The 25,288-nt window shown below is 66.7% G+C and carries 26 protein-coding genes; 18 read left to right on the top strand and 8 right to left on the bottom strand.

Translation table 11 applies throughout. The annotated features are described in order from the left end of the window. Window positions 1–35 precede the first annotated feature (35 nt). The 4 genes from BN977_RS24415 to BN977_RS24430 are packed head-to-tail and all read left to right on the top strand — an operon-like array spanning window position 36 to window position 4,299. Window positions 36–1,430, top strand: a complete 1,395-nt coding sequence (locus tag BN977_RS24415; RefSeq protein WP_024454339.1) for an MFS transporter — start codon at window positions 36–38, stop codon at window positions 1,428–1,430. A gap of 37 nt (window positions 1,431–1,467) precedes the next feature. Then, window positions 1,468–2,709: a D-mannonate dehydratase ManD gene (gene manD, locus BN977_RS24420; RefSeq protein WP_036402133.1), complete on the top strand. Its 1,242-nt coding sequence runs from the start codon at window positions 1,468–1,470 to the stop codon at window positions 2,707–2,709. After that, window positions 2,699–3,355 carry a bifunctional 4-hydroxy-2-oxoglutarate aldolase/2-dehydro-3-deoxy-phosphogluconate aldolase gene (locus BN977_RS24425; protein WP_036402136.1) on the top strand — a complete coding sequence of 219 codons (657 nt, stop codon included), beginning with the start codon at window positions 2,699–2,701 and terminating at the stop codon, window positions 3,353–3,355. Before manD ends, BN977_RS24425 begins: the two co-directional genes overlap by 11 nt. Continuing rightward, entirely contained in the window at window positions 3,352–4,299 is a 948-nt protein-coding gene (locus BN977_RS24430) for a sugar kinase (protein WP_036404316.1), read from the top strand. Before BN977_RS24425 ends, BN977_RS24430 begins: the two co-directional genes overlap by 4 nt. Before the next feature lie 3 nt (window positions 4,300–4,302). Here BN977_RS24430 and mftM read toward each other — a convergent pair whose 3' ends face one another. Then, window positions 4,303–5,169: a mycofactocin oligosaccharide methyltransferase MftM gene (gene mftM, locus BN977_RS24435; protein ID WP_036402139.1), complete on the bottom strand. Its 867-nt coding sequence runs from the start codon at window positions 5,167–5,169 to the stop codon at window positions 4,303–4,305. A gap of 159 nt (window positions 5,170–5,328) precedes the next feature. Between mftM and mftA the strand changes: the two genes are divergently transcribed. The 12 genes from mftA to BN977_RS24490 all read left to right on the top strand — a co-directional run bounded on the left by mftA (window position 5,329) and on the right by BN977_RS24490 (window position 15,483). Beyond that, window positions 5,329–5,433: a mycofactocin precursor MftA gene (mftA, locus tag BN977_RS33160; protein WP_191262503.1), complete on the top strand. Its 105-nt coding sequence runs from the start codon at window positions 5,329–5,331 to the stop codon at window positions 5,431–5,433. Window position 5,434: 1 nt separating this feature from the next. Then, entirely contained in the window at window positions 5,435–5,695 is a 261-nt protein-coding gene (gene mftB, locus BN977_RS24440; protein ID WP_024454344.1) for a mycofactocin biosynthesis chaperone MftB, read from the top strand. Continuing rightward, window positions 5,692–6,858, top strand: coding sequence for a mycofactocin radical SAM maturase (gene mftC, locus BN977_RS24445; RefSeq protein ID WP_024454345.1), 1,167 nt, complete (start codon window positions 5,692–5,694; stop codon window positions 6,856–6,858). Before mftB ends, mftC begins: the two co-directional genes overlap by 4 nt. Window positions 6,859–6,869: 11 nt before the next feature. After that, complete coding sequence (gene mftD / locus BN977_RS24450; RefSeq protein WP_024454346.1) at window positions 6,870–8,036, top strand: pre-mycofactocin synthase MftD; 1,167 nt, start codon at window positions 6,870–6,872, stop codon at window positions 8,034–8,036. A 105-nt stretch (window positions 8,037–8,141) separates the two neighbouring features. After that, window positions 8,142–9,425, top strand: coding sequence for an alkane 1-monooxygenase (locus BN977_RS24455; RefSeq protein ID WP_051561870.1), 1,284 nt, complete (start codon window positions 8,142–8,144; stop codon window positions 9,423–9,425). A 2-nt stretch (window positions 9,426–9,427) separates the two neighbouring features. Next, window positions 9,428–9,601, top strand: a complete 174-nt coding sequence (locus BN977_RS24460) for a rubredoxin (RefSeq protein WP_024454348.1) — start codon at window positions 9,428–9,430, stop codon at window positions 9,599–9,601. Then, window positions 9,598–9,780 carry a rubredoxin gene (locus BN977_RS24465; RefSeq protein WP_024454349.1) on the top strand — a complete coding sequence of 61 codons (183 nt, stop codon included), beginning with the start codon at window positions 9,598–9,600 and terminating at the stop codon, window positions 9,778–9,780. Before BN977_RS24460 ends, BN977_RS24465 begins: the two co-directional genes overlap by 4 nt. A 50-nt stretch (window positions 9,781–9,830) precedes the next feature. Further along, a complete protein-coding gene (gene alkX / locus BN977_RS24470; RefSeq protein ID WP_024454350.1) occupies window positions 9,831–10,451 on the top strand; it encodes a TetR family transcriptional regulator AlkX in 621 nt (206 codons plus the stop codon). Between the two features lie 110 nt (window positions 10,452–10,561). Next, a complete protein-coding gene (gene ahcY, locus BN977_RS24475) occupies window positions 10,562–12,022 on the top strand; it encodes an adenosylhomocysteinase (RefSeq protein ID WP_024454351.1) in 1,461 nt (486 codons plus the stop codon). A 5-nt stretch (window positions 12,023–12,027) separates the two neighbouring features. Then, window positions 12,028–12,501, top strand: a complete 474-nt coding sequence (locus BN977_RS24480) for a hypothetical protein (RefSeq protein WP_131590202.1) — start codon at window positions 12,028–12,030, stop codon at window positions 12,499–12,501. Between the two features lie 111 nt (window positions 12,502–12,612). Then, window positions 12,613–13,632, top strand: coding sequence for a tetratricopeptide repeat protein (locus BN977_RS24485; protein ID WP_024454353.1), 1,020 nt, complete (start codon window positions 12,613–12,615; stop codon window positions 13,630–13,632). A gap of 24 nt (window positions 13,633–13,656) precedes the next feature. Beyond that, complete coding sequence (locus BN977_RS24490; RefSeq protein ID WP_036402143.1) at window positions 13,657–15,483, top strand: CocE/NonD family hydrolase; 1,827 nt, start codon at window positions 13,657–13,659, stop codon at window positions 15,481–15,483. A gap of 70 nt (window positions 15,484–15,553) precedes the next feature. Here BN977_RS24490 and BN977_RS24495 read toward each other — a convergent pair whose 3' ends face one another. The 7 genes from BN977_RS24495 to BN977_RS33390 form a co-directional block, all read right to left on the bottom strand. Continuing rightward, entirely contained in the window at window positions 15,554–16,165 is a 612-nt protein-coding gene (locus BN977_RS24495; RefSeq protein ID WP_036402146.1) for an FMN-binding negative transcriptional regulator, read from the bottom strand. A 71-nt stretch (window positions 16,166–16,236) separates the two neighbouring features. Continuing rightward, on the bottom strand, window positions 16,237–16,647 hold the full coding sequence (locus BN977_RS32695; RefSeq protein WP_131590204.1) for a hypothetical protein: 411 nt from the start codon (window positions 16,645–16,647) through the stop codon (window positions 16,237–16,239). Beyond that, window positions 16,644–17,156, bottom strand: a complete 513-nt coding sequence (locus tag BN977_RS24500) for a hypothetical protein (protein WP_036402149.1) — start codon at window positions 17,154–17,156, stop codon at window positions 16,644–16,646. Before BN977_RS24500 ends, BN977_RS32695 begins: the two co-directional genes overlap by 4 nt. Then, a complete protein-coding gene (locus BN977_RS31570; RefSeq protein WP_051561872.1) occupies window positions 17,153–17,608 on the bottom strand; it encodes a UCP033725 family protein in 456 nt (151 codons plus the stop codon). The genes BN977_RS24500 and BN977_RS31570 overlap by 4 nt, the downstream gene beginning before the upstream one ends. Then, complete coding sequence (locus BN977_RS32700; protein ID WP_131590206.1) at window positions 17,601–22,844, bottom strand: toxin glutamine deamidase domain-containing protein; 5,244 nt, start codon at window positions 22,842–22,844, stop codon at window positions 17,601–17,603. Before BN977_RS32700 ends, BN977_RS31570 begins: the two co-directional genes overlap by 8 nt. Then, window positions 22,835–23,122 (bottom strand): WXG100 family type VII secretion target, encoded by a 288-nt coding sequence (locus BN977_RS24535; RefSeq protein WP_109761916.1) that lies wholly within the window; start codon window positions 23,120–23,122, stop codon window positions 22,835–22,837. The genes BN977_RS32700 and BN977_RS24535 overlap by 10 nt, the downstream gene beginning before the upstream one ends. Beyond that, entirely contained in the window at window positions 23,119–23,817 is a 699-nt protein-coding gene (locus tag BN977_RS33390; RefSeq protein WP_051561874.1) for a WXG100 family type VII secretion target, read from the bottom strand. Before BN977_RS33390 ends, BN977_RS24535 begins: the two co-directional genes overlap by 4 nt. 87 nt (window positions 23,818–23,904) lie before the next feature. Here BN977_RS33390 and BN977_RS24545 point away from each other — a divergent pair, with 87 nt between their 5' ends. Beyond that, a complete protein-coding gene (locus tag BN977_RS24545) occupies window positions 23,905–24,534 on the top strand; it encodes a dTMP kinase (protein WP_036402161.1) in 630 nt (209 codons plus the stop codon). 63 nt (window positions 24,535–24,597) lie between these two features. Continuing rightward, window positions 24,598–25,275, top strand: coding sequence for a two-component system response regulator MtrA (mtrA, locus tag BN977_RS24550; RefSeq protein ID WP_036402163.1), 678 nt, complete (start codon window positions 24,598–24,600; stop codon window positions 25,273–25,275). Window positions 25,276–25,288 lie beyond the last annotated feature (13 nt).

Here is a 25,288-nt window from a genome sequence, read left to right on the forward strand (position 1 = left end):
TCGCAATCTGGACCCGACCCCGACGAGGAATGACGATGACGACCGCCCACGAACCGCAGGCTGCCGCCGAGCCTGTCACCCCCCAGCGCAGCATGGCAGACCTGGTGCGCGCCGCCGTGTCCGGATGGCTCGGCACGGCACTGGAATTCATGGACTTCCAGCTCTACTCGCTGGCCGCCGCGCTGGTGTTCAGTCAGCTGTTCTTCTCCGGCGAAAGTGCGGGAATGGCGGTCGTCCTGTCGATGGCGACCTACGGTGTCGGCTATATCGCCCGGCCGCTCGGAGCGGTCTTCTTCGGACGGCTGGGTGACCGGATCGGGCGGCGAAAGGTGTTGTTCTACACCATCGCCCTGATGGGTGCGGCCACCACCCTCATCGGGGTGCTGCCGACCTACCATCAGGTCGGCATGCTCGCGCCGATCCTGCTGGTGACCCTGCGGCTGCTGCAGGGCTTCGGCGCAGGCGCCGAAATCAGTGGTGCCGGAGTCATGCTCGCCGAGTACGCTCCCGCGCACCGGCGCGGCTTCGTGGCCTCACTCGTCGGGCTGGGAACCAATTGCGGCACGTTGTTCGCCTCGGCGATCTGGGCCATCCTGCTCGGTGTGCTGGTGGAAAGCGATGTCATCGCCTGGGGTTGGCGCATCCCGTTCATCGCCAGTGCCGTGGTGATGGTGTTCGCGGTGTGGATCCGACTGAATCTCAAGGAGAGCCCGGTATTCGAGGAGCGCGAGGACGTCGTCGACGGACGCGCCCTGTCGCGCGCCGAGATCGTCGAGCTGGCCACCCGTGGCTCCGACACCCGCACGTTGGAGGCCCTCGAGCGCAAGCCGATGAAGGCGCTGCTGGTGTCCTTCTTCCTGCGATTCGGGCAGGCGGGCAACTCGGGGCTCATCCAGACCTACCTCATCTCGTTCATGACACTGACCCTGGCCCTGCAGAAGAGCGTCAGCGCCAACGCGGTCATCGTGTCGTCCATCGTCGGCTTCCTCACCATTCCGACGATCGGCTGGCTGGGCGACCGATTCGGCCGCCGCCGCATGTACATCTTCGTGATGTCTGCCGCCCTGGTGGTGATCGTGCCGACCATGCTGGCCATCGACTCCAAGAACCTGGTGTGGGTGTTCGTCGGCTACGTGGTGCTGCACAATGTCGCGGTACTCAGTCCGGCATCCCTGGAGAACGTCTCCATTCCGGAGATCTTCGGCGCCCGTAACCGATACACGCTCACGGCCGTCGTCCGCGAGATCGCCGCGGTCATCGCGACCGGCATCGGCCCGGTCGTCGCGGCCGCCTGGGTGGCCGCCGCCACCGGCAGCCCGATCCCGATCATGGTGATGATGGGCCTGTACTCGCTGTCGGCACTGATCGTGGCCGTGTGGGCCAAGGATTGGACCGGTCGTGACCTGACCGACCCGCGCGCGGCGATGTGACCGAACCGAATCCGAACCGAAGCCACGAAAGTACGCAATGAGCATCGACAAGATCGACGTCAACGTCTGCAGCCCGGGACGCAACTTCGTCACCCTCAAGATCGTCACCGACGACGGCATCGTCGGCTGGGGCGACGCCACCTTGAACGGACGCGAATTGGCAGTCGCCGCTTATCTTTCCGAGCATCTGGCGTCCACCCTGATCGGTCGCGACGAGGATCGCATCGAGGACACCTGGCAGTACCTCTACCGGGGCGCCTACTGGCGTCGCGGCCCGGTCACCATGGCTGCCATCGCCGCCGTCGACATGGCCCTGTGGGATATCAAGGCCAAGAAGGCCGGCGTGCCGCTGTACCAGTTGCTCGGTGGGGCCAGCCGCGACCGCATCCGGGTCTACGGGCACGCATCAGGCCCGGACTATGCCGCGCTCAAGGACGCCATCACCGGCTACGTGGAGGCCGGTTACACCGCGGTGCGCGTGCAGACCGGCGTCCCCGGCCTCGGTCAGATCTACGGTGTGGCCACCAACAAGCCCGGCGCCCGCTATGACTATGAGCCGGCGCACCGCGCCGCCGACGGAGGCGCGGCGACCGCGCCGATCGAGGAAACCTGGGACACCCGCGCCTATCTGACCCACATGCCCGGCATTTTCGCCAAGATTCGCGAGGACTTCGGCAGCCAGTTACGAATCCTGCACGACGGGCACCACCGGATGACCCCGATCGAGGCGGCCAGATTCGCCAAAGACGTCGAACCCTACGACCTTTTCTGGTTGGAGGACTGCACGCCCGCCGAGGACCAGGCCGCATTGCGGTTGGTGCGCAGCCATTCCACCACCCCGCTGGCCATCGGCGAGGTGTTCAACTCGGTGTACGACTACCAGACCCTGATCACCGAACGGCTCATCGACTACGTGCGGTCGGCGGTCACCCACACCGGCGGCGTGACGGCCATGCGCAAACTATTGGACTTCGCCGGCATCTACGGGATCCGGTCGGGGATGCACGGACCGACCGACATCTCGCCGGTCGGGATGGCCGCGGCCCTGCACCTGGACCTGGCCATCCACAACTTCGGTATCCAGGAGTACATGCCGCACAGCGACACCACGCTCGAGGTGTTCCGGACGTCGTTCACCTTCGAGCGCGGCTTCCTGCACCCCGGTGACACACCGGGCCTCGGGGTCGAACTGGACGAGGATGCGGCCGCCGCCTTCACCTACACGACCGCCTACCTTCCGGTGAATCGATTGCAGGACGGAACGGTTCATGACTGGTGACACCTTGAGCCGCTTGCTGATTCCGGCCCGCACGACCGAGACCAAGCTGATCGTGGTGGTGCGCGCCCAGCACGCCACCGACTACGACCGCATCCTCGAGACTCTCGTCGACAGCGGCGTGGCCAGTGTCGAGCTGACCCTGACGACACCCGGCACGCTGGAGCGCCTGCCGCGGTTGCTGGCGGTCTACGGTGATGCCGCCGATATCGGGGTGGGCACGGTCACCGACGCCGGGCAGCTGATGACCGCCGTCGATGCCGGTGCACACTACGTGGTCACCCCGATCACCGACGTCGGTCTCGTCGAGGAGGCGCACCGGGCCGGTATGCCGATCGTTCCCGGTGGGCTGACGCCCACGGAACTGTTCTCGGCATGGCGGGCCGGGGCCGCGGCGGTGAAGATCTTCCCCGCCAACCAGGTGGGCGCCGGGTACGTCAAGGATCTGCGCGGCCCCTTCCCCGGAATCTCCGTCGTGCCCTCCGGGGGTATCGGCCTTGGTGAGGTCGGGCCGTGGTTGGCCGCCGGGGCGGCGGCTGTCAGCGTGGGCGGCCCGCTGCTGGGTGACGCCGTACGCGGCGGTGATCTCGGGGAACTGCGGCAGCGGGCAGCGGCCTTCGTCGCCGCGTGCCGGCGGGACGCGGCGTGACGCCGCGGGTCGCCACGCTCGGCGAGACCATGGCCCTGATGCGCACCAGGGAGATCGGTTCGCTGCGGCATGTGTCCGATCTGATCCTGGGCATCGGCGGCGCCGAGACCAATGTGGCAATCGGGTTGCAGCGCTTGGGTATCGACAGCCGCTGGCTCGGTCGGGTGGGCGATGACCCGCTGGGGGAGCGGGTCGCCAGGGAGGTCCGGGCTGAAGGGGTGGATGTGCACGGTGTCGTCGACCCCGACGCCCCGACCGGGTTGATGATCAAGGAACGCCCGACCACTCGCTCCACCGCCGTGCTGTACTACCGCGGCGGTTCGGCGGGATCACGGCTGCGACCCGAAGACCTGCCGCCCGGCTGGATCGAACAGGTGTCGGTATTGCACGTCTCGGGCATCACGGCGCTGTTGTCCGATAGTGCACGCGAATGCATGCAATCGGCACTCGACCGCGCCCGCGGTGCGGGGGTACCGGTCAGCTTCGACATCAACTACCGGTCGGCGCTGGCACCGGCCGACGTGGCCGGTCCGTTGCTGCGCAAGTTCGCCGAACAGGCCGACATCGTCTTCGGCGGCCCGGAGGAGCTGCAGTTGCTGTTCCCGGACTCCGACCCGGCCGAGGCGGCCGCACGACTCGTCCGTTCCGGCCGCAGCGAGGTGGTGCGCAAACAAGGTGCCGACGGCGCCACGGCGCATCTGCCCGGTGAACAGATCTACAGCGCCGGTTTCCCCGTCGACGTGGTCGACACCGTCGGCGCCGGTGATGCCTTCGTCGCCGGCTATCTCAGCGGATGGTTGCACGGGCTGTCGGTGGCCCAGCGGCTGCGGCGCGCCAACGCGTGTGGGGCGATCCTGTGCATGACCCCGGGTGACTGGGAGTCCAGCCCGACCCTGGCCGATGTGGAACGGTTCTGCCTCGGAGGCGATCCGGTCCTGCGCTAGCCGCTACCGCCGGTCGAGCACCAACCAGCCGCCGTGGTGTTCGAAGACGGTCACGCGCATGGATGGGTCTGCGGCACAGAGGCGTCCACCGATGCCCGTCAACGTGTCGATGTCGAATCGGCGGATATGCCCGTAGCAGGCCTGTGGGTGGTCCTCGAACGGTACCGCCACCACCACCCGGTGCCGGGCCAACCGCAATGCCTCGGCGAGCACCCGGTCTCCGGTCGGCACGTCCAGATGCTCGAGCAGATGCAGCGCGGTGACGGTGTCGGCCGCCCCGTCGGGCAAGGGCACCCGGCCGGCGTCGCAACGCAGGGTGCGCACCGGGCGCTGCAGGCGGCGGCTCACCGCGTCCAGCAGGTCCATCGTCGGCCCACTCAGGTCGGTGGCCAGGACGTCGATACTGCGGCGCTGCATGCGCAGTGGGAAGAAGCCGAAGCAGGATCCCAGGTCGATCAGCCGGGGGCCGGCGACCAGCTCGGCGGCCCGTTCGTGGATGGGGGCGAACGCCGCGCTGCCGTCTTCCAGCGCCGCCACGGAGTTGCGGTAGAACCGCAGCCACGCCGCCATGCCGCCGTTCACCGTCGAGCGCACCACGCCGGTGAACACCTGCTCGAACTCCGGCCGGCCCCGCAGCCAGGTACCCAGCTGCTCGGTCAGCAGCACCGCCAGTTCGTCGTTCAGCTCGTGCGGTGCGAGGTCGTGCTCCACCGTCAGGACGGCGCCGTCGCGGAACGCCGTGAATCGGGCCCCGCACCCCTGGCCGTGCGGACGGCGCCGCAGCACCCGCACCCCGTCACCGTGCCACACGCCAACTGCCGTCGGCGCGAGGGGATCGACCTCGGCGGGATCCAGGAGAGCAACGGTCATGCTGGACAACGCTATTGGCGATGATGGGGGATACGCCCGCACCAACTGGGTGCGATCTGCGCCTGACCGGGTGGGTGGCCAACTGCCCGTCCGGCCAGTGTTGCCCGACATCGGCGTGACTTAGCGTGAGTGGTGTCCATCACAGCCCTGGAGGTACCGATGCCCACTCATGACGCCACCGAAACCGGCACGACGGCAACGCCGCTGGTCGAGGAGACCTTGGTCGAGGAGGTCCTCATCGACGGTATGTGCGGGGTGTACTGACATGCCGTTCGATCCGAACGGCGCCTGGCGACTGCACCCGCAGGTCGCCGTCCGGCCCGAGCCGTTCGGCGCGCTGCTGTACCACTTCGGTACCCGCAAGCTGTCCTTCCTGAAGAACCGCACGGTGGTCGAGGTGGTGCAGTCCCTGCCTCAACACCCCAGCGCCGCGGCCGCCCTGGCCGCGGCCGGGGTGCGGGACTGCGAGCCCTACACCAAAGCACTTGCCACGCTGGCGCACTCCCAGATGCTGGTGCAGTCATGACGACGATGTCGCCGGCGGTCACCCTCAGCGACCAGTTCGAGCTGGGCCTGGATGCCCCGATCTGCCTGACCTGGGAGCTGACCTATGCGTGCAACCTGTCGTGCGTGCACTGCCTGTCGTCGTCGGGCCGCCGCGACCCGCGGGAGCTGACCACACAGCAGTGCAAGGACATCATCGACGAGCTGGAACGCATGCAGGTGTTCTACGTGAACATCGGCGGCGGTGAGCCGACGGTGCGCTCGGACTTCTGGGAGCTGGTCGACTACGCCACCGAACACCATGTGGGGGTGAAGTTCTCGACCAACGGGGTGCGCATCACCCCGGAGGTGGCCGCCAAACTGGCCGCCAGTGATTACGTCGACGTGCAGATCTCGCTGGACGGCGCGACCGCCGAGATCAACGACGCGGTGCGCGGTCCCGGCTCGTTCGACATGGCGGTGCGTGCCCTGACGAACCTCAAGGATGCGGGCTTCAAGGACGCCAAGATCTCGGTGGTCGTCACCCGGCACAATGTGGAGCAACTCGATGAATTCAAGGCGCTGGCGGATCGTTTCGGAGCGACGCTGCGGATCACCCGGCTGCGCCCCTCGGGCCGCGGCGCAGATGTCTGGGACGAGTTGCACCCCACCCCGGCACAACAGCGCCGGCTCTACGACTGGCTGGTCGCCCGCGGTGACGGTGTTCTTACCGGGGATTCGTTTTTCCATCTGTCGGCGTACGGCAGCGCCCTGCCCGGGCTGAACTTGTGTGGTGCCGGCCGGGTGGTGTGCCTGATCGATCCCGTCGGCGATGTGTATGCCTGCCCGTTCGCCATCCACGAGAAGTTCTTGGCCGGAAACATCCTCACCAGCAACGGATTCCAGGATGTCTGGCAGAACGCCCCGCTGTTCGCCGAACTGCGCAACCCGACCACCGGCGGTGCGTGCGCATCGTGTGCGCACTTCGACAGTTGTCGCGGGGGATGCATGGCGGCCAAGTTCTTCACCGGCCTGCCGATGGACGGCCCGGATCCCGAATGTGTGCAGGGCTACGGCGAATCGGCGCTGAGCGCCGAGCGTTCCATCCCGCGCCCGGCCGTGGACCATTCCCGTTCGCTGCCGCTGACGGTGCTCAAGAAGCCCAGGCGGGTGTGCGACGTCAACCCCGTCAGTGAATTGTTGTAAGGAGCGAGACGATGGCATGGTTCGAGACCGTGGCCGAGGCGCAACGCCGCGCCGCGAAACGGCTGCCGAAGAGTGTGTACAGCGCGCTGCTGGCCGGCTCGGAGAAGGGCAGCACCGTCGCGGACAACATCGCGGCGTTCGGCGAGCTCGGCTTCGCGCCGCACGTGGCCGGTCTGTCGAGCAAGCGCGATCTCGCCACGACCGTGATGGGCCAGTCGATTTCGTTGCCGGTCTTCATCTCGCCGACCGGTGTGCAGGCCGTGCATCCCGACGGTGAGGTGGCGGTGGCGCGTGCCGCGGCGGCCCGCGGGACCGCGATGAGCCTGTCGTCGTTCGCCAGCAAGGCCATCGAAGAGGTGACCGCGGCCAACCCGCAGACCTTCTTCCAGATGTACTGGACCGGGACCCGCGACCAACTCGAGGCCAGGATGGAACGGGCGCGTGCGGCCGGCGCCGTCGGCTTGATCCTCACCACCGACTGGTCCTTCTCGCACGGCCGGGATTGGGGCAGTCCCAAGATTCCGGAACGCATGGACCTCAAGGCGATGGCCCGGTTCGCGCCGGAGGGGCTGCGGCGGCCGCGCTGGCTGCTCGACTTCGCCCGCACCGGCCGGGTGCCGGATCTGACCGCACCCAATCTGGCCGAACCCGGGTCCGCCGCGCCGACCTTCTTCGGCGCCTACGGCGAGTGGATGCAGACGCCGCTGCCCACCTGGACAGATATCGCCTGGCTGCGGGAGCGCTGGGGTGGGCCGTTCATGCTCAAGGGCGTCATGCGCGTCGACGACGCCAAGCGCGCCGTCGATGCCGGTGTCACCGCCATCTCGGTCTCCAACCACGGCGGCAACAACCTGGACGGCACGCCCGCCTCGATCAGGGCGCTGCCCGCGATCGCCGCGGCCGTCGGCTCCGATATCGAGATCGTGCTGGACGGCGGCATCCGCCGCGGCAGCGACGTGGTCAAGGCGCTGGCCCTCGGGGCCCGCGCCGTGATGCTCGGCCGGGCCTACCTGTGGGGCCTGGCCGCCGGTGGCCAGGACGGGGTCGAGAACGTGCTGGACATTCTGCGCGGCGGTATCGATTCGGCCTTGTTGGGGCTCGGTTTGTCCTCGGTGCACGACCTCGGGCCGTCCGACCTGGTCATTCCGGACGGCTTCACCCGCACCCTGGGGGCCTGACCCAACTCGTTTTACAAATGATGGTTGTTTGTCTAGACGTCGGACAAACAGCGGTCTATAGTCAACTCCAATGGTGATGCCACTCACAGGAGGAGTTGACTGACGATGACGTCGCAAACCGATCTTCGAGCCCAGCCGGTCCCGGCTGCCGACTGGCGGGACCGCAAGCGTTACCTCTGGTTGCTCGGCCTGATCGCGCCAACGGCCCTGTTCGTGATGCTGCCGGTGGTGTGGGCGTTCAACCACGCCGGGTGGTCGGCCGCGGCCCAGGTCCCGTTCTGGATCGGGCCGCTGCTGGTGTACGTGCTGCTGCCCATCCTGGACCGGTTCTTCGGGCCGGACGGCCAGAACCCGCCCGACGAGGTGATGGAGCGGTTGGAGAACGACAAGTACTACCGCTACTGCACCTACATCTACATCCCGTTCCAGTACGCGAGCGTGATCATGGGCGCCTACCTGTTCACCGCATCTGACCTTGGCTGGCTCGGGTTCGACGGCGGGCTGGGCTGGCCGGCCAAGATCGGCCTGGCGCTGTCGGTCGGGGTGCTCGGCGGTGTCGGTATCAACACCGCCCACGAGATGGGCCACAAGAAGGACTCGCTGGAGCGCTGGCTGTCCAAGATCACCCTGGCCCAGACCTGCTACGGACACTTCTACATCGAGCACAACCGCGGGCATCACGTCCGCGTCGCGACCCCGGAAGACCCCGCCTCGGCGCGGTTCGGCGAGACGTTCTGGGAGTTCCTGCCGCGCAGCGTGTGGGGCAGCCTCAAGTCGTCCTGGGAGCTGGAGGCCAAGCGGCTGGAGCGGGCCGGGAAGTCGAAGTGGCACCCGTCCAACGACGTGCTCAATGCCTGGGCGATGTCGGTGGTGTTCTACGGTGCCCTGCTCGCGATCTTCGGTCTGGGGTTGATCCCGTACATCCTGATCTCGGCGATCTACGGTTTCGCCCTGCTGGAGACCGTCAACTACCTGGAGCATTACGGGCTGTTGCGGCAGAAGCTGGAGTCCGGCCGGTACGAGCGGTGCGCGCCCGTGCACAGCTGGAACTCCGACCACATCGTCACCAACTTGTTCCTCTATCACCTGCAGCGGCACAGCGATCATCACGCCAACCCGACGCGGCGCTACCAAACCCTGCGCAGCATGGACGGTGCGCCGAACCTGCCCAGCGGGTACGCCTCGATGATCGGGTTGACCTACTTCCCGCCGCTGTGGCGCAAGGTGATGGACCACCGGGTGCTCGCCCACTATGACGGCGATATCACCCGCGCCAACATCCATCCGCGGATGCGGGACAAGGTGCTGGCCAAGTACGGGGCTGGCGATGTGGGGGCACCTCCCGCGCGAAGCGCAGGGGGACGCTCGCGCGAAGAGCGGAGGGCTTGAGCATGAGCGCCTACCGCTGTCCCGGCTGCGACTACGTCTACGACGAGTCCAAAGGCGCTCCGCGCGAAGGGTTCCCGGCCGGAACGGCATGGGACGAGGTACCCGACGACTGGACCTGCCCGGACTGTGCGGTGCGGGAGAAGGTCGACTTCGAAGAGATCGGTGCGAAAGCATGAGTGACTACAAGCTCTACGTCTGCATCCAGTGCGGCTTCGAGTACGACGAGGCCAAGGGCTGGCCGGAGGACGGTATCGCCCCCGGCACCCGGTGGGACGACATTCCCGACGATTGGAGCTGCCCGGACTGCGGCGCGGCGAAATCGGACTTCGACATGGTGGAGGTCTCTCGTCCTTGACCGCCGATTGGGTGGGGTTAGGCGATAACCTCGGCCCTGTGAACACCTCGATGCCTCGGCGGACGGCGCCACGCGTGCCGTACGCCGAGGCATCGCGCGTGCTGCTGCGGGACTCGATCCTGGACGGCATGCGGGAGCTGCTGCTGGTGCGGGACTGGTCCTCGATCACCCTGACCGACGTGGCGCGGGCCGCCGGGATCAGCCGGCAGACCATCTACAACGAGTTCGGTTCCCGGCAGGGCCTGGCCGAGGGATATGCGCTGCGGCTGGCCGACCGCCTGGTCGACGCCGTCGCGCACGCCATCAACCACAACGTCGGGCAGGTGTACGAGGCGTTCCTGGAGGGCTTCCGGGCCTTCTTCGCCGACTCGGCGTCCGATCCGCTGGTCATCTCGCTGCTGACCGGTGCCGCCAAGCCTGACCTGCTGCAGATCATCACCATCGGCAGCGGGCCCATCATCACCCGCTGCTCGACGCGGCTGCAGGAAACCTTCCAGACCAGCTGGATCCGGTCCAGCGACGAGGACGCCGGAGTGCTGGCCCGCGCCATCGTCCGGCTGGCCATGAGTTATGTGTCCATGCCGCCGGAGGCCGACCACGATGTGGCCCGTGACCTGGCCCGGCTCATGTCACCGTTCGCCGAGCGATACGGTGTTATCGACACCCCTTAGCTGTCAGAGCGCCGAGCGCCTGTCCCGCGAGCCCGCAGGCTAGAGGTGTCTTCGGGGCACAGCTGTGCCGCCGACAGTCATTGACGGTTCAAAAAAAGAGGGGCTCTTACATGTCTGAGCTGAAGGTTGATGTCCGTAACGGCATCGACTACAAGGTCGCCGATCTGTCGCTGGCCGATTTCGGCCGCAAGGAAATTCGCCTGGCCGAGCACGAGATGCCGGGCCTGATGGCGCTGCGCCGCGAGTACCACGACGTCCAGCCGCTCAAGGGCGCGCGGATCTCGGGATCGCTGCACATGACCGTGCAGACCGCGGTGCTGATCGAGACGCTGACCGCGCTCGGCGCGCAGGTCCGCTGGGCCAGCTGCAACATCTTCTCCACCCAGGATCACGCCGCCGCTGCCGTGGTGGTCGGTCCGCACGGCACCCCGGAGGAGCCCAAGGGCACCCCGGTGTTCGCCTGGAAGGGCGAGACGCTGGAGGAGTACTGGTGGGCCGCCGAGCAGATGCTCACCTGGGAAGGCGAGCCGGCCAACATGATCCTGGACGACGGTGGGGATGCCACCATGCTGGTGCTGCGTGGCGCGCAGTACGAGAAGGCCGGCGTGGTCCCGCCCGCCGAGGAAGACGACTCGGCCGAGTGGAAGGTCTTCCTGGAACTGGTCCGCAAGGGCTTCGAGAAGGACAAAACCAAGTGGACGAAGATCGCCGAGTCGGTCAAGGGCGTCACCGAGGAGACCACCACCGGTGTGCTGCGCCTCTACCAGTTCGCCGCCGCCGGTGAGCTCGCGTTCCCGGCCATCAACGTCAACGACTCGGTCACCAAGAGCAAGTTCGACAACAAGTACGGCACCCGCCACTCGCTGATCGACGGCATCAACCGCGGCACCGACGTGCTGATCGGCGGCAAGAAGGTGTTGATCTGCGGCTACGGCGACGTCGGCAAGGGTTGCGCGGAGTCGCTGGCCGGCCAGGGCGCCCGCGTGCAGGTCACCGAGATCGACCCGATCAACGCGCTGCAGGCGCTGATGGACGGCTTCGACGTGGTGACCGTCGAGCAGGCCATCGGGGACGCCGACATCGTCGTCACCTCGACCGGCAACAAGGACATCATCACCCTCGAGCACATGAAGGCGATGAAGGACAAGGCCATCCTGGGCAACATCGGCCACTTCGACAACGAGATCGACATGGCCGCCCTGGAGCGCTCGGGCGCCAAGCGGATCAACATCAAGCCGCAGGTCGACGAGTGGATCTTCGGTGAGGACGGCAAGTCGATCATCGTGCTGTCCGAGGGCCGGCTGCTCAACCTGGGCAACGCGACGGGCCACCCGTCGTTCGTGATGAGCAACAGCTTCTCCAACCAGGTGATCGCCCAGATCGAGCTGTGGACCAAGAACGACGAGTACGACAACGAGGTCTACCGGCTGGCCAAGCACCTGGACGAGAAGGTGGCGCGCATCCACGTCGAGGCGCTCGGTGGCACGCTGACCAAGCTCACCAAGGATCAGGCCGAGTACATCGGCGTCGACGTCGAAGGCCCGTACAAGCCGGAGCACTACCGCTACTGAGCCCGGTGCCCAGAAGATTCACGCGGACGATCGCCGCGACGGCTGTGTGTGCCGTCGCGGCGATCGGCTGTTCGCACGGCAACGACAAATCTCAGCCGCCACCCGAGCCGCCGGTGCCGGTGCGTCACGACATCCCCGCCCTGGTGGCGGTTTTTCCCACCATCGGGGCGCCGGAAGCGGTCTCGTGGGTGCAGTGGACCGGCGATGCCGGTGCCCCCACCGCCGGAGTGCGGTGGACCGATGCCGTGGTGAAGCTGTCACCGGAGGTGACAGAAGCCATGATGAAGCTCTTCCAGCCCACCGACACCGGCCGCAAGCCCCGGGTGCGCGACGAACTCAGTGCCGACGTACCCCAAGGCCCGTTCCTCACCGGGGAACGGCTCGACAACGGCTTCTCCACACCGCCGGCGACGAGCACCTACGCGTTCCTGGATCGCGGCCACGCCACCTTGGTGTTGCAGGCGACGAGCCTGGATTAGTCCGGTCCCGCGCTGCGTAGAATTCTGCTCAGCGATCGAGGGGGGACCAATGATGGCCGGTGGCGCAGTGATTCGGCATGCTGCGGAGATGACGCGCCGAAGGGTTCGGTGATGTCGGCCGCCGCGAACGCGAATGATGCCGCCGCGGTCTACCTCGATGCGGGGGACTACCAACGCGCGACCGAGGTGTTGGGGGCGGCGTTGGCTCACGATCCGGGTAATGGTCCGTTGCTGGCGCGGTACGCGCAGGCGCGGTTGGGGCTCAGGGATTACGGGGGAGCCGCGTCGGCCGCCCATTCCGCGCTCGGCGCGATGCCGGGCAATGCGTACATCGAGCGGGTGTACGCCCTGGCGCTGCACGGTCTGGGCCGGCGCCAGGAAGCACTTCAATTGGCGTGGCGGTCCACCGCCGAGCACCCCGAGGACCCCTTGGCGTTCTCCATCTATGCGCGGCTGCTGCACCAGGCCGGTTTCGACCGCGAGGCGCTGCCGGTGGTCAACGAGGCGTTGCGGTTGAATCCCGGATCGGCGGACGCCCTGGTGCTGCGCGGCGACATCGCGCTGCGGACCGTGAATCGGTCGGCGGCCGAGTCCGATTACCACCAGGCGCTGCGCCTGGAACCGGGTCATGCGGCAGCCACGCACAACCTGGCCGTCACCAGGCTGCACTGGGGAACGCTGACCAAGGCGCTGCGCGGCTTCCTGGACGCCGGCCGGCTCGATCCGCAGTTGGGCCCGGCGGTGCGCGACGGTATCGGGGCCGTTCTGATCCGGGTGCTCAGGCCGGCGACGGCAGCGGTGGTATTCCTCGCGTCCGCTCTGGTATTCGTGGGCAATGTGCAGGAATTGCACCACTCCACCCTTGTGCCAAGGCTTTTCACTGCGGCGTTCAGCCTCGCCTTGGGTGCGGTGACCGTTTGGGTGGTGTGCAACGTGCCCGGACCGATGCTGGTCGCGGTGCTACGGGAGCGCCTCGTGCTGGCCCTGCGACTGCTGTTCTTGGTGGTGGCCACCGGCATCGGTGCGGTCATCGCCGTCGTCGGCGCCCCGTCGTCTGCAGCGGTTCTCGGGCCTGTGCTGTTGCTGGGCATGATCGGCTTGACCGTGTTGGGTTGGCTGGTCGGGCAGTAGGCTGCCACTGTGCGAGCCGCGGCGATGCTGGTGACCATTCTGCTCCTGGTCACCGGCTGCGGTCCGGGCCGGAACACGACGTCGGCGCCGTTCCCGTCGACCGCCGGGCGAGGGTCGTGTGCCGTCGACACCGAGCGCGACGTGCCGGCCACCATGCGTGACGGAGTGGTGTTGCGCGCCGACGTCTACCGGCCCAGGAACACCGGCCCCGTCCCGGTGATCCTGATGCGGACCCAGTACGGAAAGACCGGCGCGCAGGTGGCGCCCTCGCGGTATCAGTCACCGGATTGGTTTGCCTCGCACTGTTATCTGGTGGTGGTGCAGGATGTGCGCGGCCAGGGCACCTCCGGCGGCACGTTCAGCGAGTTCACCAACGACATGAACGACGGATACGACTCGGTGGAGTGGGCCGCCGCCCTGCCCGGCTCCGACGGCAAGGTCGGTATGTACGGCTCGTCCTATGTCGGTGCCACCCAGTGGCTTGCCGCGGTCACCGCACCGCCACACCTGGTGACCATCGTCCCGGCCAACACCGCATCGGATTACTACGACGGCTGGACCTATGAGGGTGGGGAGTTCCGGCTGGCGTTCGTGCAGCCGTGGGCCATCGACTCCATTGCCAGCACCGCGGCCCGCAACCGCAAGGACCAGGAGGCGCTGGCGCGTCTGGAGGCGGCGGCGGCCGAGCCGACACATTGGCTGAATTTCCGTCCCTTCAAGGATCTTCCGCCGCTGCAGCCGAACAATCCGGCCGTCGCACCGTGGTACTTCGACTGGATCCGGCACAGTTCCCGCGATGACTTCTGGCGCGCCGTCAGCATCCGGGACCGGTATCCCTCGGTGCGGATCCCGGTGCTGCATTTCGAGGGCTGGTATGACGCGTTCCTCGCCGGCGGCGTGCAGAACTTCACCGGGATGACGGCCCGCGGTGGTAGCGACGTTGCCCGCGCCAACCAGCGACTGGTCATCGGGCCGTGGGATCACGTGGCCTGGGGCCGGCCCGACTCGCGGCCGGCGCCAATGCTTTCCGATATCGGCCCGGTCGGCAACAGCCCTATCAACGACCTGATGCTCCAGTGGTACGACCACTTCCTCAAGGGTGCCGACAACGGCATCGGCGGCCAACCGCGCGTCGACTATTTCGTGATGGGCGCCAACGCCTGGCGCCAGGCCTCGGGTTGGCCGCTGCCGCAGACCCAATGGGTGAACTGGTATCTGTCCGGAAACGGTGGTTTGGTGCAGCGCAGGGGTTCATTGCAACCCGTGCTGCCGGCAGCGCAAGGGCCGGACACCTACACCTATGACCCGGCGTATCCGGCGCCGAGCCTGGGTGGGCATTCGTGTTGCGGTGCCCTGTCGGGGCCGCAAGGTCCCTATGACCAGACGCCGGTGGAGCAGCGCTCCGACGTGCTGGTGTACGACTCGGCCCCGCTGTCCCAGGACACGGAGATCACGGGGCCCGCGACGGTGACGCTGTGGGCGGCGTCGTCCGCGGTCGATACCGATTTCACGGCCAAACTCGTCGTGGTGAAGCCGGACGGGCAGGCGGTGAACCTGAACAACGGGATTCTGCGGACCGCGTTCCGGGACTCGTTGTCGCAGCCGGCGCCGATCGAGCCGGGCCGGCCGTACGAGTTGCGGATCGAAATCTGGCCGACCAGTTACGAATTCAGGTCAGGCGATCGGGTGAGGCTGGAGATCTCCAGCAGTGATTACCCGCAGTTCGCGCCGAATCCCAACACCGGGGCGCCGTTCGGCCAGGACACCAGGACACTGCCCGCCGTGCAGACGATCCTGCACGATCCGGCCCATCCGTCGTCGATCACGCTGCCGATCATCCCGGCCGGCTGACCGCGAACGTGACCGTGTGCGTCACCTGGTTCGCAGATTTCGTGCTCAAGCTCTCGTTCGTGCCGGGCGGTCAGGGCCGGAGCCGCTGGACCGCTTCAGCACCGGCGTCATCGCCGGATGCCTTGAGCCCGTTGATGACTCCGTCGATGTCGGCGGCGGGCCGGTTTTGGCTGAGCTTGAACTTGGCCTCGATCCGGGTGATGGCGAGCTCTATGCCCACGATGGCGCGCAGCTGGCCGGCGAGGTACTTCTGCGGGGCGTCGTCGACGCTCCATGGCTGTGGTCGGTTGGCTTCGTGCTTGTCGGTGAGCCGGCGCACCAGGCCGTCGAGCCAGGCCGGGTCATCATGCACGGTGACGGTGCCGTACACGTGGGCGGTCAGGTAGTTCCAGGTGGGCACGACACGGCCGTGCTCGGCCTTGGACGCGTACCAGCTGGGGGAGATGTAGGAGTCCGCGCCGCGGACGATCACCAGCGCCTCACCGAGGACCGGGAGTTGCCACTGCGGGTTGTTGCGGGCGACGTGGCCCTGCAACGTGCGCTGCTCGGCGTCGTAGACGAACGGCAGCATGGTGGCGACCAGGCCGTCGGGCGTGGCGGTGATCAGGTCGGCTGCGCCGTGGTGGGTGAGCAGGTCATCGACCGAGGCGTCGTCGGCGGCGAAGTGGGCGGGGACGTACATGGGTCAAGGGTCCGTGACGGGGTGGGTGGTGGGCAAGGGGTTTTGGGGCGTGGTGCTGAATTACATGTGCGCTACGGCGCCAATGGGTCGACAAATTCGTAGATGTCAGTGATCTCCGCGAACTGCAGGCGTCCGTGCGCTTCGAGCTTGCCCGTGCGGACGATGCCGGGTTGTTGGACGATCCACTCACCTCGGCTTCCGATGTAGAACACGTCGACGTACCCATCACCCACACCGACGACCATGAAGGGTTCCCCCTTCCAGCGGCATACTGTCCTGACGAATGACAGTTTCTCGAGCTCCGAGCGAGGAACGGTCCTGATGCCTTGCACAGCGGCGATGCGTGAGGGTACGAAGTCGAGGACTTCCGGCTCACCTCGGTACGACCTCAGGATCACATCGGAGTTCTTGACGGTGGCGTGGTACTCACGACCCTGGAACGTCGCGTAGTGTCCGGTTGCTCGTGGGTGGTTGCGACTCATACGGGTTGCCTGACGGCGGACCACTCGTTGGCGCCGGCTAGAACCGCAGCCAGAATCTCCTTGCCTTGAACGGGGACGTGCCACAACTCGCCTGCTGACAGGACACCGCCGACTATCCAATACTCCGGAATTGCGAAACCGGGTGCCGTGAAACCGTTCCCGGTATAGGGCGGCATATCGTAACCGAGGTCAACGCCTGTGTCCTTGCCGATCGAGCGGGCAAGCGGCCCATCGGTAGATTCGACAGACGCCGCGTAGGAAAGCTTGAACCGCAGGGAGAACAGCGGTTGGTCGGGTGCAAACAACGATCCCGCATAGTTGAGGCCGAGTGCCTGGTAATAGGCAGCTGCGCCCTCCAGATTCGCGATGTAGGCAGCAGGGACCGCCGATCCGTTGATGACATCAGGTAGTCCGCCCAGACGCGGATCGACGTCGTTGGCGATGAGTTTTTGGCCCTCGAAAGTAGACAAGGGCTTGTGCCAAATCGTCGTGGTCAGTGCCGACGTCACCGTGTGTGCCTTTTGTTCACCTGGCCGTGCAATCTGCAAGCTAGGTCGATATCTTCCACATGTTCCTCCACGTCGTTGAGTTCAGGCGCTGGTACCTCGCCGATGACCTCGAACTTGTCGGGTCGCTCCATACCGGGAAGACGGCACACTTGATCGAAATCCTTGCCAAGATAGGTGACGTACGCGATTTCACCCATAATGATTCCGACCTCAAACGGATGGCCATGCCATCTGCACGTGGTCCGCACCTTCCTCAGCTGCTGAATACTCCCGACGTCAACGATCCTCTCCCCGCGAATCCAGCTTTTCTTGGACTCCTGAAAACCCGGACGCAATGGCTCGTCGTCCGAGAGGAGGCGAACGCGATCACCCATGTCACGCGCGAAGTACTCTCTGCCCTCGAAGGTTGCATAGTCGCCGCTCGCACGGATTCCATACCGCTGGTTATCCATCGCTGACAACTCCGATCCATTCCTGATTCGGGCCCAGAACGGCAATGAGCTCTTCACTTCCGTCAGTGGCGATTCTGTACATCTCCGCACCTGGGTTCATTGTGGTCCCTGCGGGCAGGAAGTACTCAGGCACCGTGAAGCGTTCACTCGCAGTAAAGCCCGTGCCCGTGAATGGATACGGATATCCCGGATCAAAACTCGGGCCATTTCCCGTCAGCTGCGAAAGTTGCTCGTCTGGTAGGTGAATCGGAACGCCGTCATCGACTGTAAACCGCATCGCGACAACTGGTTTCTGCGGATGGAACGGCGTGTCCTCATATTCGAGGGCCAAGCCATCGTAGATCCGATCTGGTGTGTTGAGCTCATGGGTATCGCGGGCGACGCTGACCGATCCGCCGGTTGCATCCGGCGGGTAGCGTTTAGGTCCATCATCGAGTCGGCTGTCGGCTTGTCGGCTGTCGATCACCTTCTGGAGTGCTTCACCGCTCCCCACTTCGGAGAATTGATGGCGGAAGCTGTATACCAGTTCCCGTTGAGCGCTGTTCAGCCAATCGGCCGGTTGAACGAGCAGCGGTTGGATATCTGCCCGGCTCAGGCCACGTTCGGCCAGCCACGCGTCTGCGGCGGCGAAACGCGAATCCTGCGAACTGAGTTGCTCATTGGAGGCCCACACCCGGTGGTGCGAACCGTCGGCCAGTTCTACATAGCGCTCGCCGGATTGCCCGCCCTCTATGCGGAATTCATCCAGATTGTCGGGACGATGCTCGTTGTCGGGGTCAGTCGTCGTGTCAGGTGCATGGCCGTGGTCGGGCTGGTCCTCTTCAGCCGTCGAAGCAGGGTCTGACCTATTGTGCTCGTGATTGGACCCGACAGCATCGGCCGTTCCGGGCGAACCGTTGCCACCTACACCTCGGTCGTCGCCACCTCCGGCCACACCCCGTGGTTCTGTCGGCTCATCCACTCCGCGTGCGACGTCGCCACGCTCGCCAGCCACCCTTTCGGCTCGTGAGCCAGAGTCTGCTTCTCGATGGTCAAGGGATTCTGCTGGGTGGGTGTCGGGGGATCGGTCAGCGACTCCACCGTCATCTGATAGTCGATGGTCTGCGCGTCCTCCCGTACCCGCCGGATCGTGATCCGTGACTGACGCGGGTAGATCCGGCTCCCGCCCCGGTTGAATCCCGTCTCCTTGAACGTCGTGTACGCCTCGGCCACCATCGTCTCCGACCAACTCGGGTACTGATAGACGATCCCCGTCTCCGAATCGATCACCAGCCGCGCCAGGCCCAGTGCTTGACCCGAGGCCATCTGTTCCGGCATGAGCACCTTCGTCGCTACCCATCCCTTCTGGATCGGTTGCACTTGGAATGTCTCGGTTGGTGACATCTGCGTCAGGTATGCCAGTGCTTGCTGCCTGGTCTGCAACTCCGCCATCGTTGTGCTCGCCTACCGATAGGTGGTGTCCGTCTCCGGCCACACGCCCTGATTCTGACGGCTCATCCATCTCGCGTGTGAGGCCGCCACTTTCGACAGCGGATCCCTCGGATCGCACAGGCCCGTGGGCTTCTCGATCGTCAAGGGATGTTCCTGCGTCGGTTCGGGGGGATTGCTCAGCGACGTCGCCGTCAACCGATACTCGATCGTCACCGTGTCCTCCCGTGTGCGTCGAATCGTGATCTCCCACTGATGCGGATAGATCTGGTTCCCCGCCCGGTTGAACCCCGTCTCCTTGAACGTCGTGTACTCCTCGGCCACCATCGTCTCCGACCAGCTCGGGTACTGGTAGACGATCCCCGTCTCCGAATCGATCACCAGCCGCGCCAGGCCCACTGCCTGGCCCGAGGCCATCTGCTCCGTGGAAAGCACTTTCGTCGCTATCCACCCGTGTTGAAACGGTTGCACGTGATAGGTCTGGCTCGGAGACATCTCGGCCAGATACGCCAGCACCTGCTCCCTGGTCTCCAATTCCGGCATGGTGCGCTCCTTGACTGGGTTCGATCGGCGTGAAGTTCAGGTAGGTCGACTGGTTGACCATCCAGGCAGGAGGACGGTCGGAGGTCAGTCCTTGCTGCGGATCCCACCACACCGGGCCCCCGCCGCTTTCGGGATGCACGATGACCGTCGCATGTGACCCACTGGTGATGGGGTTTCCGTGGGCATCGAATAGATATTCGCCGCTGACCAGGTCGCGTGCATGCCAGCCGTTGACCACCAACGCGGCAGATCCTGGGCCAAGTTGGTCGATGTACTGGTGGAGCAGATCGAACTGGTCGACCAGCTTGTGGCCTGGGAACTCCAACAGCCCATTGCCGAGCCAATTCTGGGCTCGATTCAAGCCGTTGTGCTCACCGGATTGCCGGTCGATCGTCCCGTCCGGCAGCTCGTCCAGATACCGCGGTGCTGCCACGGTCGGTTCCCCGCGAAACGACGACAACGCCGAAAGAGAGCAGTCGAGGCAGTTGTTCGAGCGGCCGTCGACAGTCGGCCCGCCATCGTTGATCAAGTTGCCGTAGTCGTTCGTCCGGGGATCGGCATGCCGAACGTAGTCTCCCTGCGAGTCGCGCAGGGCGTCCTCCACCGCCCTCTGGTACGCGGGGTCCTCGACGTGGTCGAGCTGGTGCGGCCCGTAGATCCGGTCGTTCGCCGGATTACCGACCGGCCCCGAATGCTCCGGCTGTGCGGGTCCATTGCCGGTACCCGGATCATGGCTGGAGCCGGCGGGGTCGACGGGATGTTCCGCGGCGGCGCTGGGTGTTTGGTCCCGGGGAGGTATCGAATGGTCCTCCGACCGGGCGGCGGGCGATTCCGGTGTGGGACGCAGTGGTTCGCGCGCGGGTGCCGATTCGGGCGGGGCGGCGCTCGCCTTCACCGGCGCCGACGGCGAACGCTCGGCCGACGGTCCGGCGCCACTGTTGGACGGCGAATTGGTCTGCGGGGCGCGGGTTTCGGTCGACCGGGCCTCCGGTGACCGCGTTTCGGGAGCGCGCGCGGAAGCATCCGGGGTCGAGGTGCGGGCGGCGGGGGAGTGATCGGCCGCGGTGTGCACGGGCCCGGCGACGTGCGGACCCATCGGCATCCCGCCGACCATGGGCGCATGCGCAGCGGGGTGTTGTCCGGCGGGTGTCGACACCGGACTCGTCTCGACGGGTTCGGACGGCGTTGACTGGTGAGCAGCCGGCTCGTGCGCACGGGGCTGGTCGACGGTCGGCTGGTGCTCCACCGGCGGATGGCTCGCCGCCGGCGGCTCATGACCGCCGGGTGTGGAGGTTTCCCTGATTTCGGTGGTGTGCGAACCGGATTCGGCTGCGTGTGAACCCGTTTCGGGCGCGTGCGAACCCGCCTCGGGCGCATGCATACTCGGCTCTGGTGCGCGTGGCGTCTCGGGAGCCCCTGCCGTGCCGTGTGTTTCGGGCGGAGGCGAGGCGGCCGGTGGCGACGCCTCGGGAGCGCGCGGCGATGCTTCCGGCGCACTCGGTGACGGCTCCGGCGTATGCGGCGTCGGTCCCGGCGTATGTGGCGGTGGGCTCGGTGGTTGCGATGCTGGCCCGTCCACTCGGCCGGGCCCGGAATCCGCGGCAGACGGCGGAACCGAACGCCCCGGTGGATCCGGTGGCGGGTTGCCACCACCTCCTTGATGGCTGCCGCCGGGCGTGCTCTGTGGCCCCGGCGGATCGGGTGGGCCGGCCGGTCCCTGCGGGCTGTCGAGCCCGCGCGGCGTGGTGGGCGCGTCGATACCGTGCGGGGCCGTCGGCCCGATCAGGGAATCGGGCACCGCGCCGGGCCTGACCTCCGGCACATCGGGGATCCCTTGCCCGCCCGGGAGGTCTCCCACCCCGTCGAACTTCGGCGCGCCGCGGCTCCACTCGCCGATTTCACGGAGCTTGGGCAGGCGACCCTCTTCCAGTACCCGGCGGGTCATGTTCAGGCTCTTGGCCACGCTGCCGGTCTTCGAGAGCGCCCCGCCCGGCACGAACAACGACCCGATATTGAATGCCGCCTCACCCGCGCCCCGGCCAGGGTGGTCACCCTTCCATTGGTCCAGCGCGATGAACTGCTTGCCCATTTCGGCCAGCACACCGGGTGCTTTGCTGGGATCGTTCGCCACTTCCCAAGCCTTTTCGGCCATGCCCTTCCACATAGCCGGATCGGCCATCGACACGACACCGGACACGGTGTTGATCAGACCGTTGGCTACACCCACCTGGAAGTCGGTGTACAGGGTGACGGCGTCGGCCAGGAAATTGCCGACGTCGTCGCCGAACTGAGCGACCAGAACGGGCCGGATCCACTTCTGGAAGGCGTCAGCGGCATCGCTGATCACTTCCTTGAGTTCGTTGAGCAGGCCGACGATGCCCTCGACCTGGCGCTGGAAATTGCCCAGCACGGTACTGACGTCGCGAGCGACCTCGCGGAGCACCTTCATGCCATCGCCGGTGAAGAAGTCGGTCACCGTGTCCCACAGCCCCGACAGCGACAACCGGTCCAGTAGTCGGCGGATGGCATCCTGCACCTGTTGCACCTGCTTGGCGAAATCCGAGATCTTCTGGGCGGTTGTGGTGGCCGTATCCGTCAGGTACGACATGGCTGTGCCCAGGTTGTCGAACGCCTCGGCGATCTTGTCGCCTTCGGGAATGTGCTGCGCCGCGACGGCCGGCTTGAGGGCATTGAGCTCCGACTGGAAGATGGCAAACCCGGTGCTGAAATTTCGCCATTGCGCCGCAAGAACATTCATCATTGCCGAATGACCCGACGGCCAGCTCATCGCCGTGCCGGCAATCAACCCCAGCCCGGGCAGCACCTGCAGCAGCGGCTCGACCAGGTACCACTTGCCGGGCGGCGGAACCATAACCCCGTTCGGTCCGGTGGGCAGATCGGCGGCCACCTTCTCGGCCGGCGCAGGGCCGACGCCGCCGCTTGGGCCCTGGCCGCCGATGGTCGACGCCGCATCCGCATTACGGTAGTTGTAGCCGGTTGCCTGGAGCATGCGGCCCACGCCTAGGTACGAATTCGCCGCCATGGCAAGTGCTTTCGCGAAATCGTCCGCGATTCGGCCATACTGCAGTCCAAAGCTCAGGCCCGCGGTATCGGCACCGGAGGCGATACCACCGCCCAGCGCCGCACCCAGTGAGTCGGACAGCATCGCCAGCTGCGTTCCCAGCGACTCGACGCGCTTGCCCGCGTTGATCAGGACGTCCGGATCCACCTCGATCCGGCCGTGCGCCGAGGCGACTACCCCCACATCGCGCCGTTTCTGGTCACGGCTTCCGAGTAGTTCTTGTGTGCCGCCTGGGCGATCGACCGCAACTGCTTCAGCGCCGATTTCATCTGCTCGGCGCCGTCCTCCCACTGCTGCTGAGCCTGGGCCTGGGAATCCGAGCCCTCGCCATGCCAGGACGCCCGAAGCGCGGCCATGGTGTGGTCGATGTCCTCCAGGGACTCGGTGACCTCACGTTCGAACGCCTGCATGTGCTCGATCGCCGCCTGCAACTTGCCGAAATCGACCACCAGTTGCGTCATCGCGGCACCTCACCGCTCGGTGGCTGCGCATCGGACGGCGGCGGTTCGACGGGTGCCTGGTCGCCGCCTTTCTCCGCCTCGGCCGATTGCTGGACGGCCTGTTCGACGATCTGCTCGACGGCCTGGCCGACTTGTTGCGCCATCCCGGCCGCCGCTTGGGCGGCCTGGGCCAGCCCGGATGACACCTGACCGCCGAGCTGCCCCACCTGGGACACGGCATCGGACACTCCGGAGGCCGCCGCACCCGACGCCGAACCCGCCGAACCGGCCGCACCCGCTGGACTTGCCGAACCGGCCGCACTCGCTGGGCCCGTTGACGCCGCGGTGGGTACGGGCGCCCCGCTCGGCGCCTCCCCACCGGCAGCAGCCGGTGCCGGCCCGGCGCTCGGCTCCGGGGATGCCGACGCGATGGCGCCCGCGCCCTGCTCGTCGGCGCGGGCGTACTGATCGGCGGCGACCCGCAGCAGCTCGGACATGGTCTGTATGCCGCGAATGACCTGACCGGCGCCGTTGTGCCACTGGTCCCATGCACCCGAGAATGCGGACGCCGCGCCACCCTTCCAACCCGAGCCGAGCAGCTCGCGGGTTTCCAGGTCGACGCTGGACAGGCCGTCCTGCAGCCGCTGTCCCGCATCACGCAGCCGGCCCGACGCGAGGTGCAGGTCGGACACGACGACCTCGACCGGACGTTCCATCACACCCCCGTGTCCCTCGACGGTCCGCTCCACAGTGCAGCTTATTAGCCGCGATGGGGGTTCTCGTGCACCAGTTACGCTCGCCCGGTGCTGATCGTCATCGAAGGCCTGGACGGTGCGGGCAAACGCACCCTGACCGAAGGCCTCCGGGCCGGGTTCGAGGCGGGCGACAAGTCGGTGACCACGCTGGCCTTCCCGCGCTACGGCGAATCGGTGCACGCCGACCTGGCGGCCGAGGCGCTGCACGGCGGCCACGGCGACCTGGCCGACTCGGTGTACGCGATGGCGACGTTGTTCGCGCTCGACCGCGCCGGCGCCCGCGAGGAGATCCTGCGCCGCACCGACCGGTACGACGTCGTCATCCTGGACCGTTACGTCGCATCCAACGCCGCCTACAGCGCCGCCCGGCTGCATCAAGGCGCCGACGGTGACGTGGTGGCGTGGGTGCACGACCTCGAGTTCGGCCGCTTCGCGTTGCCCCGCCCGGATTGGCAGGTGCTGCTCGACGTTCCGGTCGAACTGGCCGAGCAACGCGCCGTGTCCCGCGCGGCGCAGGAGTCCGACCGGGCCCGCGACGCCTACGAACGCGACGGCGGCCTGCAGCGCCGCACCGGTGCGGTGTACCGCGCCCTGGCCGCTGCCGACTGGGCCGGCCGATGGGTGGTAGCCGCTCCCGACGTGGTTCCCGCGGAGCTGGCGGGCAACCTTCTGGCTTAGGTCCGAACCCGTCGCGGTGTGGCACCGGCGGTTTGTCACGGTTTGGTGACACCATGGTGTCCCATGAGGCAACGGATCCTGGTCGTGGACGACGACCCCTCCCTGGCCGAGATGCTCACCATCGTGCTGCGGGGGGAGGGTTTCGACACCGCCGTCATCGGTGACGGCACCCAGGCGCTCACCGCGGTGCGGGAGCTGCGCCCCGATCTGGTGCTGCTCGACCTGATGCTGCCGGGCATGAACGGCATCGACGTGTGCCGGGTGCTGCGCGCCGACTCCGGGGTGCCCATCGTCATGCTGACGGCCAAGACCGACACCGTCGACGTGGTGCTGGGCCTGGAGTCCGGTGCCGACGACTATGTGATGAAGCCGTTCAAGCCCAAGGAACTGGTGGCCCGCGTCCGGGCCCGGCTGCGCCGCAACGACGACGAGCCCGCCGAGATGCTGTCCATCGCCGATATCGACATCGACGTGCCCGCGCACAAGGTGACTCGTGCCGGGGAACAGATTTCGCTGACCCCGCTCGAGTTCGACCTGCTGGTGGCGTTGGCGCGCAAACCGCGGCAGGTGTTTACTCGTGATGTGCTGCTCGAACAGGTGTGGGGATACCGTCACCCCGCCGACACCCGTTTGGTGAACGTGCATGTCCAGCGGTTGCGGGCCAAGGTCGAAACCGACCCGGAGAACCCGCAGGTGGTGCTGACCGTTCGAGGAGTGGGATACAAGGCCGGACCGCCGTGACATGTAGGCAGTA

Origin of the sequence: Mycolicibacterium cosmeticum (assembly GCF_000613185.1) — a bacterium.
GTDB classification, from domain to species: Bacteria; Actinomycetota; Actinomycetes; order Mycobacteriales; family Mycobacteriaceae; genus Mycobacterium; species Mycobacterium cosmeticum.